Here is a 13,692-nt window from a genome sequence, read left to right as displayed (position 1 = left end):
CCTATTAAACTTACAATGTATAAAAATCTCCATTTTTGGAGGTATGTAATCTAGAAACAAAATTTCTTGGTAGGTAACGTCATTACTAATTGTTTTTTAATCCTTGTGCAACCAGTATGGAATAACATCCTATTCCACACTTTTCACAAATTGGTTTTAGTGCAGTGCTGTCTGAACTTCCTATACAACAGGGATGTTTTGACTCGCCCTTATGATCCAATGAGAGAATAGCCCACGAGGGGCAATCAACCGGAGTAGTTTTGACTCCACCCCAAGGCCCTTTCATTAACTGCAATTGTTTTTCTGTGTTCATAACAAAATCAGGATATTTTTTCTGAAGCCGAATTATCTTATCAACCACTTCATTTCTAATAGAACCGAAAGGAAGCCAAAGTGGGTCATTATCTGCAAAAGGTGTGTGAAATTGAAATCCAATCTTATTGATAGTGCCTTTCCATTCTAACACTAAATCCTCTATTGTCTCATAATTTAAAGCGTTAATAGTCATGGTAATCCATATATCCTTCCAAGCAGGCTTGCCATTCCTGGAAGGTCCTTTAATATATTCTAAAATATTTTTCTTAGTTTTTTCATACGAACCTTTTCCCCGGATGCTATCGTGTATCTGTTGGGTCCCATCTAATGATATCCAATAAAAATATAATTTGTCAAATCGAGGTAATGGAAAAGTGCCATTTGTTACGACACACACACGTCTAGGCATTTCATCACAAAATGCTTTGATGACATCCTGCCTCATTAATGGTTCCCCCCCCACAAGGGTAACGACATAGACATGATGTTTTTTAAAGGTATTTTTGATCAACCGTCTCCAATCATCAACACTTAATTCGTCTTTTTCATTTCTTCTAGTTTTCCACCAATAGCAGTGTGAACAGTGTAAATTACAGACATTAATAATATCAGCTGATCCATAAATAAAAGGCTGGGATTTGAAAAGTTTTATTGACATGTATTTAGTCAGCATGCTAAAGATAGACGGAAAGTCTCTAATAATATCAGTAATACCCATTCCATAAACGATATCTACCATTAATAGTTCAATAGTGTATGCACCTAAAACTATATTAGGCTATATTCCTCTGCCTGACATTAGTACAAATGTCAAATCAAATACTCATGCAACTTTCAAACTCCTTTAGTCCAGCCTTGGGAGTAAAAGCTAATAGAATTAATGAAAATTTCAATAGTAATTCATCAGACATGTTGATGCCTGCCTCTGACAAGTTTGAAAATTCTAGGTAAAGATCTGTACATAGAAATATTCTTTTTTGTTGATTTATTAATAATTGGTAATTTCAGTAACCATTGTGTATAACCAGATCTCATAATTGGTAGTAAAATAGATTACCTAAGTTTCTTAAAAGAGACATGTGTTACAAATGGATATCACATTATTCTTTATGTATACCAGTATAGATGTCAGTAATGACAGGTGAGTTTTGCATTATGACTTGCCAAAACTTTATTCTTGAATTGATTACTTCATTGTGAATTTTTGGAGTGTCTTTCTGTTATTGACAAACCCTTTCTACACCAAACTTACCTGATGGGGTAACTACATGAATATATAGTGGTTAGTTTATTAAATTTCAGAATCCCTGTGTAGCCTTAAAAAAACAAGATAAAATTGATCAAAAAAACAATCAGATAGTTTTGATGACCTAAATAAATAGCAAGTAGGTATAGTCACCTGATTCCTTACTTGCATTTGACGACTATACTGTCAATTCAGATCTTTACCTTGTAGTTGTTACTTTTCCAATGGGTTTCCAAATCTGTCGTTATCCAGGGCTCCCTTGAACACTCTATCATAACAGGCTTCCGCATTGTCGAGAGAGAATGTTGAATTGCTGTTAGCTACTCGTGTAACACAGTTAAAATATCTTGTAAGCGCATTGGCGGTATCGACGATCGTTACCTGAGCAATTATTATGAATGAGAATGCTAAGCAAAGTATTGCTAGTGTATTTTTGTTAAATGTTATATTCATGCCACTACTCAACCCATGATTCCAAACAAAGCGTTGAATCTCTCGATTTCGCTATTTACTTCATTGTCAGTTGATTCTGTATCTGTGTTGTCAGTTGATTCTGTATCTGTGTTGTCAGTTGATTCTGTATCTGTGTTGTCAGTTGATTCTGTATCTGTGTTGTCAGTTGATTCTGTATCTGTGTTGTCAGTTGATTCTGTATCTGTGTTGTCAGTTGATTCTGTATCTGGACTCTCAATGAAAACCTCATTATAGCAGGTGCTCACTTCATGTTTAGTTGGTTCCTTTTCAAAGTATGAATCCGGCTCAACTCCTTTGCTTTCATCAATTTTCTCATCTATACAATCATAAAATTCTGGTAAACCCTTATCAAGAGTACTGTTTCCACTTTGTATCGGGATCAAGTCTACGGCTTGGCCATAAGTGAGGTGTGCTTGACCGAAGGTAGCTACCATCATCATGGTTAGGAAAGTTAAAAGAATTGAAGGGATTACTAATTTATTATATTTATCCTTCATGCAGATTAAAGTGATAAAAACAATTTAACTTATTCTACAATATAATAGAATAATTTTATTCATAAGAATTTCAATGTAAAATTCAATTTCAAAAATCATATAAGATTTTGACTAGTATATTGTTTGATTTAGAAATTTGAATGTAACCACAGACTTACAGATTCTCTCGATCGGTTTATTAGGTTATTTCATTTTTTTGAAATCAATTTAAGAGAAGATATTGTCGTTACCAATACACGGTACATTTATACTAAGATCCCCTATTAATAAGAATTGGATTGATATTATCATATGCCACAGACTAACATAGATCTCAAAAGGTCGAAATCCCTTTGGATTTATCAACTTAGGTTTACATAGGTTTTGATTTCGAGGGGTTTTACTAATAATCCACTTACTCTCATACGATCGTTATTGGATTTTGAACTCTCATAGTGTCTGTCAAAATCATCTTTAGTATCCCAGAGTTCATCTAAGAGAAATTCATTTGGATTTTTGGTGGAATAATGCAAATCATAATGAATATTACCCTGTTCTTCTCTTGCAGGAACAACTAGAGAAATTAGAAATTCAAGTAATTCTTGTCTTGATACGCTTTTTGCTTCAAGAATTGCCAACACTCTAAAGGATTTTTTTTCTCTTTTATTTTGCATTTTGATTCCTATTGAAGTATGTTAATATTAAAATCTATGTTTAGCATTCTACTAGTGTAATTAACGCCAGTTCGGTAATGGGTTTTTTGGAATTGTGAATGGAATTGATATATGTCTCCATCATAAATACAATCTAATATTTCTTGGCTTCAGTCTCCCAACGGTATGTTGTTAAGAGGAAGTATTTGATACAAATATTTGTGTGTGGCAACAGAATCAACTTTACGAAAAGTTACCAATCTACGTTTTTGAGGAGTTTGTATATTATAAAATGGAAACAAAGTTTTCTACTAATTTATATTTTGAAAATTTCTGATACAGTTTATTTTATTTTAAAAATTTTGAAAATAAAAGGTTTTTAGCAAATAAGATGGGCCCAAGGGGGTTTGAACCCCTGACCTACCGGTTATGAGCCGGTCGCTCTACCAGGCTAAGCTATGGGCCCATTCATTTTAGTTTAGCATTGAAATGAATGTATAAAGGTTTTGATTATTCAGTTGATTGTTTAACCTTATCTACAAATTTTTCTTGAACTGCATCCAGCAAGTCATTTTGAGCCTTTAACGAAATTCTAGCAGCGTTCAATACTTTTTCATGCATTTCTTCAGAGCACTCGTTCAAAATATTTTCCCACATTCTGGCATGGTGTATATCGACTTCTTTATGGATGTCAAAGTATCGATGTGATGGCTCATTGTATAGACCATAAAATTCCTTTAATCCTGCACTCTTTGTTTCACTAATTTTAGGCAGTTCCTTTTCAAAAGCATACATGGTAGCCGCTCCTTCAATAAATGAAGAGCTTGAGATTTTCAACAAGCTATTTAGAGCCTGACTCGTAAGCTCTTCTGGCGAGTAATTCTCTAGATCATCGCCATTTACTTTTAACGATGAAGCGAATTTTGTCCAAGGTTCGATGTGGTCATTCTCCTCTTCCAATGCGGCCTTGATCAACTTCTCATAGCGGGGATCAGAATTATTCTTCAACGTATTTTCGACAATAAGTGGGACAGTTTTTACTAATTGATAGTATTCCTTTGAATATCCGGCCAGTTGGTCTAAAGTAAGCTTCCCTTCCTGCCACAGCTGATAAAACCTATGTTTTAGTAAGCTATGTTTCTCTATCTCATTATTTATTTCATCTATTAATAGTGTCATGATATAATTGAGTACAAATTCCGATAATAAACATTGTGCATCTCATATGTGTTTATTTGGATTGGCCCTTGATTACCGATATTTCTAAAGATTTGATTACGCCGTATTAGTGGTCGATACATTTTTTTATATAATAGGTTTGAGTTGGTATTCGGCATAACAATCTTTCAATTAGGCTCTAAAAATACAATACCACATTTTCTACAAAATTAAGGAATATGGACGATATTCTTGAACAAAATATTTTTAAAGTCTAAACGCGAATATTTATAATGCGATTAAGAACATTTTGCTCTATTTCAATTATACCCACTCTGATATTGATTTTATTATTACTCTCTTCTGTTGATAATTATATGCCTGAAAACCAAGTATATGGCCAACCTCCAATTTCCGACGAGTTACAGACGTTCAATTTAAATCCAATTGTTTCTGAACTATCAAATTTCCAAACCTCCAAATATTTGACTAGTTCTTTGATTGGTTAGAATCTCATAACTCCAAGTCACTCAATTGCATGAAACAATATGTATGGAATGCAACAAGCTCTCTCCAGCCAACCAAATGAAGTAAGATAGAATCCTTTTGATTAATCTGCTAGAATATACCTTAAAATAATTTCAGTTAAGTGGAAAGCAATGTGGATAAAGGATATTCATATTGTATGCTGTATGCAACGAAAAACATACGGCAAAGCAATTATCATATCTTCCATAATGACTTTGACTGCATTTTTGATTTTTTCAACATATGTGACAACATCCTTTGCCTTCCTCGGATTTGACATATTTCCTGGGAGTGATCAGAACATAAAGAGTTCACAAAGCACATTACAAGGGTCGCATTGCTATTCTCCGAATGCTAGTATTATTAATTCTTGCAATTCAGGGGATCCATCCGGAAGTGAAAATTCAGGTCAAAATTATCTAGCACAGTAGTATATTGAAACTTGATATGTTAGAGAATGGTACGAGGGACCCCTCTACACTTTTTTAATATTTGTTAAATAACATACCAATCTTAGGCTTAACTTACACTATCAGGATTTAGATGAACTCATTAAGCAATCACGGCAAGAATTAGAATTTTAACTTGAATAAATATCTGTCTTTTTTACTTGTTTTGGAAAAGGTATTTTACTGATGATGTTCTTGCAAAGTTACTTACGATTTTTCTTCTAGATAAAAATTACATTATAGTTCTCTTTAATTGATAATTATCGGTTTAGTCTAGAAATTATTAGGATGGCTTCATCACTTCTTAACGGTCCTGAAAAACACAATCAATTGGTTGCACATTGTAACTATTTGCTCTTGAAACTTCCTGGTGATGACTATATTCTTCACGACATGGGAATAAGAATTATAGTAGAAGAGCAGATAAATGAAAAAGGTAATAAAACATCTCGACACAAAACCTTTAAGATTCAAGGATTATCAACAGACCCAATTGATTACTGGGATGATAACAAATTAGAGAAGTTTCACTCCAAATTATCACAAATTTTAATGATGATCTACGAAACCGAAGTCAATAATTCCACCATATAAAGATCCGCCTAACTTACAATCTTTCTAAATTGTCTGTGCATGGATAAATTCCAAGCTAAGATAATAGTAATTTTACTACCTATTCAAGGAAGTTAATTGAGCCAAGGATATTATCCCGCAAATATTGATAGTTATTAAAAAATCCACTCAGGCCTTCATCTCCTGATGACGAGATTCTAATAATATACGTACTATTTCCGTGATTAAATTCGGCTACTGTATATGCCGATAGAATATTTCCTATTCCAATCTGTCCCACTGCGGTTACGGAACTTGCCCTCTCTCCATCGATTAAAGTACCGTTAAATGAATTCTCTTCAAAGGTAACTATTTGTAGATCTTCTTTTAATCCTGACAAAGTCAAATTCATTGTATGTTCTGTTATTGATACCTTTTCATCAATACAAGAAGTAAATATACTCATATTCAATGAATCAGGATCACTAATCTGCTTAATACTTTCAATTTGAAAAGTTTCAACCGAACCATCTGATATTTTATCTGTTTTGAATGGGTGCATTAGTGAAATCGCACAATCCTTATCCTCATACAATTCCCATGTAGGTTGAGCGCTTGCAGGAGGAAATGACAAGAAGGCAACGATTATTAAAAATATGATAGGGAACATAATACGTGCTCCCAACTCTTTTTTCATGAATAAAAATATCATTATCAACAAGTATTTTTTAAGGATCATCCTATTATATCCTTTATTGGATAACTTGCATAAACTATGAGGTTTGATATGATTCTTGAACCTTGTATTTTTTTAAAGTTGATATTATTGTTTGGTTAAAGTAAACCCAAATTCAATCATATAACACAGCATAATGATCGTAGCTGCTCTTGCATCTAATATCAGAGAAATATAGAACCGTCAAAAGAGTCAGGTCTTGCATCAGAGTCGGTGGAATTAGCCCTGCAAGACCGTTAAATTATTGGGGTTGTGAAAAATCCGAAATAAGCTTACCGCCTTCCTACCTGAAAGCAGAATTACATACACAATGGTTTAGTAATATAATTTACTACTAGGAGATTAAAATTTGATTATTAGTAATAGAAAGTAAAATAAAAATGAATATAGAATACTGATTCCTTGTATTCTTGTTATCTAATAGACCCACTATTAGGTTAATGAAGTTACAATGTCATACAAGGGAACAGTGAATATGCCTTCTGTTTCTTCGTGACTTAATGCTAAGCTTGCAATATTCCCATTAAATATGCATAATGTAACTGGAACATCGGAAAATGCTGTTTCACCATTAATTTCTATATCTGCAGTTCCTGTGAAAGACATAATATTACCATCCAGGTGTATTGTATCACTACCTGAAGCATCTAAAGGAGTAGCGTCATCGATTCAACTGATAGCAAAAGTGCTATCCGCCTTTCCTGCTAGTGTATAGGATGTTGCGTGCCATGTAAAGTTCTGTAGCTATCCATCTCCAACAGTAAAGATCCAATTACCTCCAATTACCGAACCTACTGAGGGTCCAAGAGACGATTCATTCTGTGTTGCTTCGACTTGTGTTATACTTGGTGGTAAGGTAAGTATTTGGCCAGTATAGCCGGTTACAGAGAAACTGTCAGCGGCTTCGGATCCCTGAGCTAAAGCATACTGAAAAATATTGTTGTTGCTTCCAATTGTGAACTTGCTTGTCAGCAGTATGGGAATCAAAAAAAGCTAATGCTATGGTAGTATTGCTGATTACGCTAAATTTATTCATAGTATATAAGATATCATCACGAAAGTTTATCTAGATGGATATATCGCTTATGAAGATTTGAGTATAATGTGCGGAGAAATCAGTTGATATACAGTTAAAGATTGTATGAATTTAAGACCAATTAAATTTAGGAGGGTATTATGCCTTCCTAAACAAAGGGATTTTAACCTTTAAGAATCGGGTCAAAACCCGCACTTTCGCATGCATTTTTCGTACTTTATTGCATTTGCTTATCAGCATTGGATAAGAATTACTCGAAGATCAAATAGCAGTTTAGTTTAATCACAAATAATTGATTAGATTACTATATGTCGTAGAGGCCTTCATACAACCTACACTAGATTAGGGCCCAAAGCAGTCTTTAGAAAATTGGGCTGTTACTGTATGAATTGTAAATTGTATACGGGAAACGCCTTTCGAGGATCCAAAATGGATGATAAACAAGCACAAATCACGATGCTCCGGCCGGGATTTGAACCCGGGATCTGCGACTCGAAAGGCCGCAATGCTTGACCGGACTGTGCAGCTTTTTCTGCTACTACACCACCGGAGCTTCAAGTTGTTTAATTTGTGGATATTATAAAATCGTTTTTATTTTTCAAATTATTATTATCTCAAATTACCTTTTATATCGAGGAAGAAGAAGATAGTGCCAAGAAAATGACATCAATAACTTGTCAATTTCATTATGTATATTGAAATAATAAGGAAAATTCAAGTATATGTCTATTCTTAATATAACATTGAGTAAGAGACTAGAACCTCCACAGGTCGATACGGATATCATAGTTTCCAAATTGGATGAAAACAGCATTCGATTTCTAGAGGAAGCGTTAAACGATGAAAAGAGATATCTTACAATTTTAACCGTAAAGAGAAATAGTCGAAGCAAGGATAAATTTGGATGTAGAATCTTGTGTAAGGATTGTGAGTTTTTTGTTTGTACCGTTCTACAACCTTTTGGATACAACAAACCAAAAAAAATACAATGTACCAAGTGTGGTTACGTTTATTTTGGTATCTGAAAGAAAAGTTACAATTATTTGGAAAATTTATTTCCCATACCAATTATTGTAAATCAAGAGTTTTCAGGTATTAGGGAACATTCTGCGTGAGAAATTTGAAAAAATTATTTCTCGAACGATTTTAGTCTTGGTTTTTCATACTTAAAACGCGATCCCCAATGCACCTAATACAATCAAAATCACACCTATTATTGCTAGTACAATCCCTAGTATTCTTGCGATCTTTGTTGCGACAGGGGGTAACATACCTGCTACCGCATATAATATCACTCCGATTATTAGGACAATAATTCCATCAATTAATCCCATACTTCTATTGAATGTTTAACAAACCATATTAACTACATAGGAAGAACTTATTAATTACCTTGCAAGCATATATTTTAAAACATTTTATGTAAACTGATTTCATAGTTTTGTCTTAATGTCATAACAAAACTAAAAAATCCATTCACCATGAGGCTTTTTATTGTTACCAATTGCTGGGTCGTGTGTTTCATATTGTGTATATAATTTGCAGCAGGTTTGATTCCCGAGAGTAATTTTCCTGAAAAAAAGTAAATCCAAGAATTTGTGCCAAATTGAATTGTGAGATTTTTGGACAGTCTTAATACTGATAGCAAATAAATAAAAATCTGAATACTATCAAATTGATTATACTCAACGATGGCATGAATTTCCATATTACTTAAACCTGCTAATATTCAAGATAATATTAAAGACCCCGTTGGTGAATTCAAAAACTAGCTATTAATTTACAATTTTTTATAGATATTCTATTGATCATCTTTGAATACTTGAATTGCTGTCGTTTCATACTCTTTAGCTAACATGCCCGGAATAGAATCTTACAAAAAGGAACAAATAATTATAGATGACCCCTGGTATACTGGTCAGATCCCAAAGTCATCACCAGACTTGGAATATCGCCAACTTGAATCTAAATTCTTGTATGCTGGCCACAATGGTCAAATTCAAATGTCTTTGAAAACCTTTCCCAATATTTGATAATTTAATTCAGACAATCAATTATTTTGTTTTTTATTTTATTCTTTAGAACTCGACACCATATTTGGGAGTCGAAAATTTGAGCTGAGAAATATTGAATCCACTGGAAAAAGTACACCTGGTACTTTGTGAGTATTACAACGTCAAGATCGCTCCTATTCCGGGTAGATATCAAGTACGATTCTTAATGCTAGCAATACCGTACTCTTCGAATGACACTAGTTCATTCATTGGCAACCTATTTTTCTTCTTAAATTTTCCGGTAATTTTCTTTTTAGGATATCCAAACCCAACTACAATAACAGGCTTGTAGTCTATAGGTAAGGCAAAGTCGTCACGAATTTTTTGTTCATCTATTCCGGTAAATAAAGCAGATCCTACCCCAAAATTCCACGCCGCTAGCTGCATATTTTGAACAACTTTCCCGGCATCAATTAGATGAAATCGAAAGTAAGGATTGGTTATAATGATAATGGCAAAATTAGCTCCAGATATCCATTTACCACTAGTACTATCCTCAGCCAATTTTTTCAAATTCTCTTGGTTTTGTACTACTATGAATCTCCAAGGCTGGGTGTTGAGTGAACTGCCCGTTAACCTGGCGGCCTCTAGAATTTTTAACCTAATTTCCGAAGGAACCAGACTGCTTTCATCAAATTCTCTCACCTCGAGTTTAGTTACGATGCAATCATATGCGTCCATACTATATTCTCACTGTTTAATCATAATAACTATTTCAGATGAATTTATAATTTAATACTTAGAAATCAATTGCTTTTTGTACAAAAGTCTATCCATAACGTTTTAGAGATTCGACAAGTTTGGTCGAGTCACCCACTTGCTGGCTTGAGTTGGAATAGTTTCAATAATTGTTGGGGGAAAATATTGTTATGGTTATTCAATCATAATAATACTTTTAATTCTAAGTATCATCAAATATCTTAATACTGATAAGATGTTTGATTAAATATATTATGGTACTTGCATACATAGACCCAGACGAATCGTTAGAAATTCTAAACACGCTTCAGCCAATAATATCTAACTATTCATCTAAGAATTGTTCTTAAAAACAGAAGTTAAATAAGCAGCATTAGTCTGATACAGAACACTGAGAAAATAACCCAGACTTTGATAAGGATAGATCAGACGAAAATAGAGATACATTGTTTCAATGGAAAATTAATAGAAGTGTTATTGTTTTGCTGGATCATAATGAGGATTTATCCATTCTATAAAGCTAGCATTGTTTAGAGAGCGAGCATCCTCTAGATAATTAGGTAATATTTTTATGAATTTGAATCCATTTATTAAATCGAAGCTTAAAACTAGGTCATGGAACTCACAATTCACAACTTTTAGAGCATATCCTAGTGGAGTAAAGTTGTTTGAATAATCACAATAATTATACAATCTACCTCCTGCTATCATTCGCTTAAGATTAAATTTCATAGTCAAGTCCTTTCGCCCTTGATAAAGTCTGTGTCCGATACCCTTATGTCTAACTTTTGGATGAGTTGAAATATCTGCGCCATACAGGCTATCTCCAGTAGGCGTGTGTGTAGATAGCATTCCATTACCTGTAATCCCATTCCAAGTATGTTCTGCATATTCTGGATCAAGACTTACAATTAAGCTAGTCGCAGAGCCGACTACCTCTCCATCTAGTTCGGCTACAAGCTGACCTTCTGGAAATACATCCAGATGACTCTGGAGTTCGTCAGGGTGCCATATATTACCAATTTTGGCTAAATCGGCGAAAGACTCTTCTTGTAACTTTACTATTTTAGGAATATCTGATACAATTGCTTGCCTTACAATAACGGAATCGGAATTCAGGACATAAAATGAACTCATCTAGGCTGTATAGAATTACAATATGGATTTATGTTTTTAGTATTTATGCATGCGAGTATATTTTGTTGATCGCTAAGTGCAGAACAAATAGTTGTGCAAGTGTATTTTGTTTAAATGATTTTAGATTGAACTAAATGGACATGGCTAGATTCATATGATTTTTGAGCCCTCAAAGCAAATCGTGAATGTTGAATGACCTTTCACAGATCTGGACAGAAAGCAATTGTGTACAATTTTGACCCATAATATATATATCTGGGCAAATTTTTTAGCACTAATATCGCACTAAACCAAGCATTAATAAGCTCATGTCAGATTATTTATGTAGGCTAGGAATTATTCTTGAATGAAAGAGACTACCAATTTACTCCGTTTATTGAGAGATTTAATGAATATATTGTTAAGATAAATGAGTCATTATCTAAAGAAATTGAATGTTATTCATGGTCTGAATTTTACTTACCACTGAAATATGCCTGCCAAGGAGGCAAGAGAATTAGGCCTCTTATTCTAAATTTAGCTGCTGAAACAGTTCTAGATAAGAATATAGACTCAATGAATGCTAAAATTACAGAAAATATTTTCTCTGTCTCATCTGCAGTCGAGTTGTTACATACAGAGTCTGTTATTCATGACGATATTATAGACTCTGACAATTTAAGACGAGGTCAACCATCCTTTCATGTCAAATATGGTTATAACGCTAGCATCTTGACCGCGGACTTCATTTTGGGAATCATTCTAAATATCAGCGCCAAAGCTAACAATAGCCTGGTAACTCAAGAATTATCCAAAGCTTCTATAAGAATGAGTGAGGGCGAAATGCTAGAATTGAGGCTGGTTAAAAACCACAAAATTTCGCAGGAGCAGTATATAAGTGTGATCGAAAACAAGACAGCATCACTGTTTGAGGCATCTGCAAAAATTGGAGCTATACTCGCCGGTGGAAATGAAACCCAGGTTAATGCATTGGCAAATTTTGGAAGATTACTAGGCATTGCTTATCAGATACATGATGATTTAATAGATTACAATAATGAAGAAAGGTTATTCAATATTTTAGTCAAACAGAACGACGAGGATAACATCTTCATTGAGATTATGGAAAATACTTATCAAAGTTATTCAGACCGTGCTAGAAAAGAGCTTGAAACTATTGAAGTAAGCCATAGGTCAAAAACAATTCTTCGGGAATTGACTAATCTGAGTTCTTTTTCATAATATTTGATATTCGATTCCCATGAATCAATTTCGTATTCAATGGGATTGTTCGTATCCCTAACCAATTTACTAAAATGTCAATCGCCCTGCCACAAACCATCAAAAAATGACCAAATGATAATATACAATCTGAACCCAGTAGAATAAACAAAAATTAACTTTCCATTTTTTTTAGAACTTTTCGAGCAAATCCGAGATAAGTAGTATGTCCAATCATCCGCATAGAGGGTCTTGTTTTGCCTTCCCTTGCTTCTATTTTTCGGATAAAAGTTTCTACGTATTCTGAATCAACAAAGCCGCAATGGAAAAAGTGTGTAGATAACATCTCCAGTTGGTTCATGGTTGGACAAATGCATACTACCGATCCACCACTCTTCATAACTGGATGGACAATATCAAGGTAATTCCAAGGATCCCCCAAATCTATTATTACCAAATCAATTCCGTGAAGTCTACTTATAATTTCTGGATCAAATTTATATTGAGTGACATAATCATTCATTCCGGATTTTTCCAAATTCTTTCTAGCTATGGACATAAAATCCTCGTTTACATCAAATGTATGTACATGACCACCAGGCATTACGATACTTGCCAGGAATGTAGAAAGAGCAGCACTGCCAGTTCCTATTTCCAATACTAGTGATCCATTTTTTAACCCCGTTCTTGCTGCAATGTAACCATAGTCTTTTGGATAAACTATTTGAGTTGTTCTTTGTGATTTCATCACATAATCATAAATGTTAGGAGGCAAAAGGAAAATCTTTTTGTCCTTGTTAGTATAAATATGGGAACCGTATTCTAGGCCTACAGTGGCTCCCACATCAATGATTCCTAAATGGGTATGTAGTTTTTTTTCCTTTTCAACCCTTATCATCCACTTCTTGTCGCTATTGTAAAAATAAAGTACCAACGATCCTTCTTCTATTGACACGCATTTCATTTAAACTGCCGGTTA

General features: G+C 33.9%; 18 protein-coding genes and 2 tRNA genes. 6 read left to right on the top strand and 14 right to left on the bottom strand.

Annotated features, from left to right (window positions below):
- Positions 1-85: 85 nt before the first annotated feature.
- A complete protein-coding gene (locus ACMT7R_RS04760; RefSeq protein ID WP_415310342.1) occupies positions 86-1,054 on the bottom strand; it encodes a radical SAM protein in 969 nt (322 codons plus the stop codon).
- A gap of 68 nt (positions 1,055-1,122) precedes the next feature.
- On the opposite strand from ACMT7R_RS04760, the gene ACMT7R_RS04755 reads away from it, so the two are divergent.
- Positions 1,123-1,266, top strand: a complete 144-nt coding sequence (locus tag ACMT7R_RS04755) for a hypothetical protein (protein ID WP_415310340.1) — start codon at positions 1,123-1,125, stop codon at positions 1,264-1,266.
- A gap of 508 nt (positions 1,267-1,774) precedes the next feature.
- Here ACMT7R_RS04755 and ACMT7R_RS04750 read toward each other — a convergent pair.
- The 5 genes from ACMT7R_RS04750 to ACMT7R_RS04730 all read right to left on the bottom strand — a co-directional run bounded on the left by ACMT7R_RS04750 (position 1,775) and on the right by ACMT7R_RS04730 (position 4,343).
- Positions 1,775-2,014 carry a hypothetical protein gene (locus tag ACMT7R_RS04750; protein ID WP_415310338.1) on the bottom strand — a complete coding sequence of 80 codons (240 nt, stop codon included), beginning with the start codon at positions 2,012-2,014 and terminating at the stop codon, positions 1,775-1,777.
- An 8-nt stretch (positions 2,015-2,022) separates the two neighbouring features.
- Positions 2,023-2,532 carry a hypothetical protein gene (locus tag ACMT7R_RS04745; protein WP_415310336.1) on the bottom strand — a complete coding sequence of 170 codons (510 nt, stop codon included), beginning with the start codon at positions 2,530-2,532 and terminating at the stop codon, positions 2,023-2,025.
- 341 nt (positions 2,533-2,873) lie between these two features.
- The gene (locus ACMT7R_RS04740; protein ID WP_415310335.1) at positions 2,874-3,185 is read right to left on the bottom strand and encodes a putative quinol monooxygenase; all 312 of its coding nucleotides are present in this window, start codon (positions 3,183-3,185) and stop codon (positions 2,874-2,876) included.
- Positions 3,186-3,556: 371 nt separating this feature from the next.
- Positions 3,557-3,630: transfer RNA gene (locus ACMT7R_RS04735), tRNA-Ile, on the bottom strand.
- A 44-nt stretch (positions 3,631-3,674) separates the two neighbouring features.
- Positions 3,675-4,343, bottom strand: a complete 669-nt coding sequence (locus tag ACMT7R_RS04730) for a TenA family transcriptional regulator (RefSeq protein WP_415310333.1) — start codon at positions 4,341-4,343, stop codon at positions 3,675-3,677.
- Positions 4,344-4,981: 638 nt separating this feature from the next.
- On the opposite strand from ACMT7R_RS04730, the gene ACMT7R_RS04725 reads away from it, so the two are divergent.
- Complete coding sequence (locus tag ACMT7R_RS04725) at positions 4,982-5,281, top strand: hypothetical protein (RefSeq protein WP_415310332.1); 300 nt, start codon at positions 4,982-4,984, stop codon at positions 5,279-5,281.
- A 306-nt stretch (positions 5,282-5,587) separates the two neighbouring features.
- A complete protein-coding gene (locus tag ACMT7R_RS04720; RefSeq protein ID WP_415310330.1) occupies positions 5,588-5,893 on the top strand; it encodes a hypothetical protein in 306 nt (101 codons plus the stop codon).
- A gap of 79 nt (positions 5,894-5,972) precedes the next feature.
- On the opposite strand, the gene ACMT7R_RS04715 is transcribed toward ACMT7R_RS04720, so the two are convergent.
- From ACMT7R_RS04715 to ACMT7R_RS04700, 4 genes are all read right to left on the bottom strand, one after another.
- A complete protein-coding gene (locus ACMT7R_RS04715; RefSeq protein WP_415310329.1) occupies positions 5,973-6,548 on the bottom strand; it encodes a hypothetical protein in 576 nt (191 codons plus the stop codon).
- A 471-nt stretch (positions 6,549-7,019) separates the two neighbouring features.
- Positions 7,020-7,193, bottom strand: coding sequence for a hypothetical protein (locus ACMT7R_RS04710; RefSeq protein ID WP_415310328.1), 174 nt, complete (start codon positions 7,191-7,193; stop codon positions 7,020-7,022).
- 138 nt (positions 7,194-7,331) lie between these two features.
- The gene (locus ACMT7R_RS04705) at positions 7,332-7,574 is read right to left on the bottom strand and encodes a hypothetical protein (protein ID WP_415310326.1); all 243 of its coding nucleotides are present in this window, start codon (positions 7,572-7,574) and stop codon (positions 7,332-7,334) included.
- Between the two features lie 506 nt (positions 7,575-8,080).
- A tRNA-Glu gene (locus ACMT7R_RS04700) sits at positions 8,081-8,176 on the bottom strand.
- Positions 8,177-8,345: 169 nt separating this feature from the next.
- Here ACMT7R_RS04700 and ACMT7R_RS04695 point away from each other — a divergent pair.
- A complete protein-coding gene (locus tag ACMT7R_RS04695) occupies positions 8,346-8,648 on the top strand; it encodes a hypothetical protein (RefSeq protein ID WP_415310325.1) in 303 nt (100 codons plus the stop codon).
- Between the two features lie 141 nt (positions 8,649-8,789).
- Here the strand turns inward: ACMT7R_RS04695 and ACMT7R_RS04690 are convergent, their stop codons facing one another.
- Positions 8,790-8,957 carry a hypothetical protein gene (locus tag ACMT7R_RS04690; protein WP_415310324.1) on the bottom strand — a complete coding sequence of 56 codons (168 nt, stop codon included), beginning with the start codon at positions 8,955-8,957 and terminating at the stop codon, positions 8,790-8,792.
- A 522-nt stretch (positions 8,958-9,479) separates the two neighbouring features.
- Here ACMT7R_RS04690 and ACMT7R_RS04685 point away from each other — a divergent pair.
- A complete protein-coding gene (locus ACMT7R_RS04685) occupies positions 9,480-9,656 on the top strand; it encodes a hypothetical protein (protein WP_415310322.1) in 177 nt (58 codons plus the stop codon).
- A 171-nt stretch (positions 9,657-9,827) separates the two neighbouring features.
- Here the strand turns inward: ACMT7R_RS04685 and ACMT7R_RS04680 are convergent, their stop codons facing one another.
- Both ACMT7R_RS04680 and ACMT7R_RS04675 read right to left on the bottom strand, forming a co-directional pair.
- Positions 9,828-10,358: a nitroreductase family protein gene (locus ACMT7R_RS04680; RefSeq protein WP_415310320.1), complete on the bottom strand. Its 531-nt coding sequence runs from the start codon at positions 10,356-10,358 to the stop codon at positions 9,828-9,830.
- Positions 10,359-10,850: 492 nt separating this feature from the next.
- On the bottom strand, positions 10,851-11,513 hold the full coding sequence (locus tag ACMT7R_RS04675) for a GNAT family N-acetyltransferase (RefSeq protein ID WP_415310318.1): 663 nt from the start codon (positions 11,511-11,513) through the stop codon (positions 10,851-10,853).
- 342 nt (positions 11,514-11,855) lie between these two features.
- Here ACMT7R_RS04675 and ACMT7R_RS04670 point away from each other — a divergent pair, with 342 nt between their 5' ends.
- Positions 11,856-12,734, top strand: a complete 879-nt coding sequence (locus ACMT7R_RS04670) for a polyprenyl synthetase family protein (RefSeq protein ID WP_415310316.1) — start codon at positions 11,856-11,858, stop codon at positions 12,732-12,734.
- 154 nt (positions 12,735-12,888) lie between these two features.
- Here ACMT7R_RS04670 and ACMT7R_RS04665 read toward each other — a convergent pair whose 3' ends face one another.
- The gene (locus ACMT7R_RS04665) at positions 12,889-13,677 is read right to left on the bottom strand and encodes a tRNA (adenine-N1)-methyltransferase (protein WP_415310315.1); all 789 of its coding nucleotides are present in this window, start codon (positions 13,675-13,677) and stop codon (positions 12,889-12,891) included.
- Between the last annotated feature and the right edge of the window lie 15 nt (positions 13,678-13,692).

This window comes from Candidatus Nitrosocosmicus sp. FF01 (genome assembly GCF_047711275.1).
In the GTDB taxonomy this organism is placed as follows: Archaea; Thermoproteota; Nitrososphaeria; order Nitrososphaerales; family Nitrososphaeraceae; genus Nitrosocosmicus.
Note: the sequence above shows the minus strand (reverse complement) of the source record. Positions and strands in the feature narration are given on the sequence as shown.

Coding starts and splice junctions, on each gene's coding strand:
- ACMT7R_RS04675 (WP_415310318.1), bottom strand. CDS start 11,513: ATGAGTTCATTTTATGTCCTGAATTCCGATTCCGTTATTGTAAGGCAA.
- ACMT7R_RS04730 (WP_415310333.1), bottom strand. CDS start 4,343: ATGACACTATTAATAGATGAAATAAATAATGAGATAGAGAAACATAGC.
- ACMT7R_RS04695 (WP_415310325.1), top strand. CDS start 8,346: ATGTCTATTCTTAATATAACATTGAGTAAGAGACTAGAACCTCCACAG.
- ACMT7R_RS04760 (WP_415310342.1), bottom strand. CDS start 1,054: ATGGTAGATATCGTTTATGGAATGGGTATTACTGATATTATTAGAGAC.
- ACMT7R_RS04755 (WP_415310340.1), top strand. CDS start 1,123: ATGTCAAATCAAATACTCATGCAACTTTCAAACTCCTTTAGTCCAGCC.
- ACMT7R_RS04710 (WP_415310328.1), bottom strand. CDS start 7,193: ATGTCTTTCACAGGAACTGCAGATATAGAAATTAATGGTGAAACAGCA.
- ACMT7R_RS04665 (WP_415310315.1), bottom strand. CDS start 13,677: ATGAAATGCGTGTCAATAGAAGAAGGATCGTTGGTACTTTATTTTTAC.
- ACMT7R_RS04685 (WP_415310322.1), top strand. CDS start 9,480: ATGCCCGGAATAGAATCTTACAAAAAGGAACAAATAATTATAGATGAC.
- ACMT7R_RS04750 (WP_415310338.1), bottom strand. CDS start 2,014: ATGAATATAACATTTAACAAAAATACACTAGCAATACTTTGCTTAGCA.
- ACMT7R_RS04740 (WP_415310335.1), bottom strand. CDS start 3,185: ATGCAAAATAAAAGAGAAAAAAAATCCTTTAGAGTGTTGGCAATTCTT.
- ACMT7R_RS04745 (WP_415310336.1), bottom strand. CDS start 2,532: ATGAAGGATAAATATAATAAATTAGTAATCCCTTCAATTCTTTTAACT.
- ACMT7R_RS04680 (WP_415310320.1), bottom strand. CDS start 10,358: ATGGACGCATATGATTGCATCGTAACTAAACTCGAGGTGAGAGAATTT.
- ACMT7R_RS04720 (WP_415310330.1), top strand. CDS start 5,588: ATGGCTTCATCACTTCTTAACGGTCCTGAAAAACACAATCAATTGGTT.
- ACMT7R_RS04725 (WP_415310332.1), top strand. CDS start 4,982: ATGTGGATAAAGGATATTCATATTGTATGCTGTATGCAACGAAAAACA.
- ACMT7R_RS04715 (WP_415310329.1), bottom strand. CDS start 6,548: ATGAAAAAAGAGTTGGGAGCACGTATTATGTTCCCTATCATATTTTTA.
- ACMT7R_RS04690 (WP_415310324.1), bottom strand. CDS start 8,957: ATGGGATTAATTGATGGAATTATTGTCCTAATAATCGGAGTGATATTA.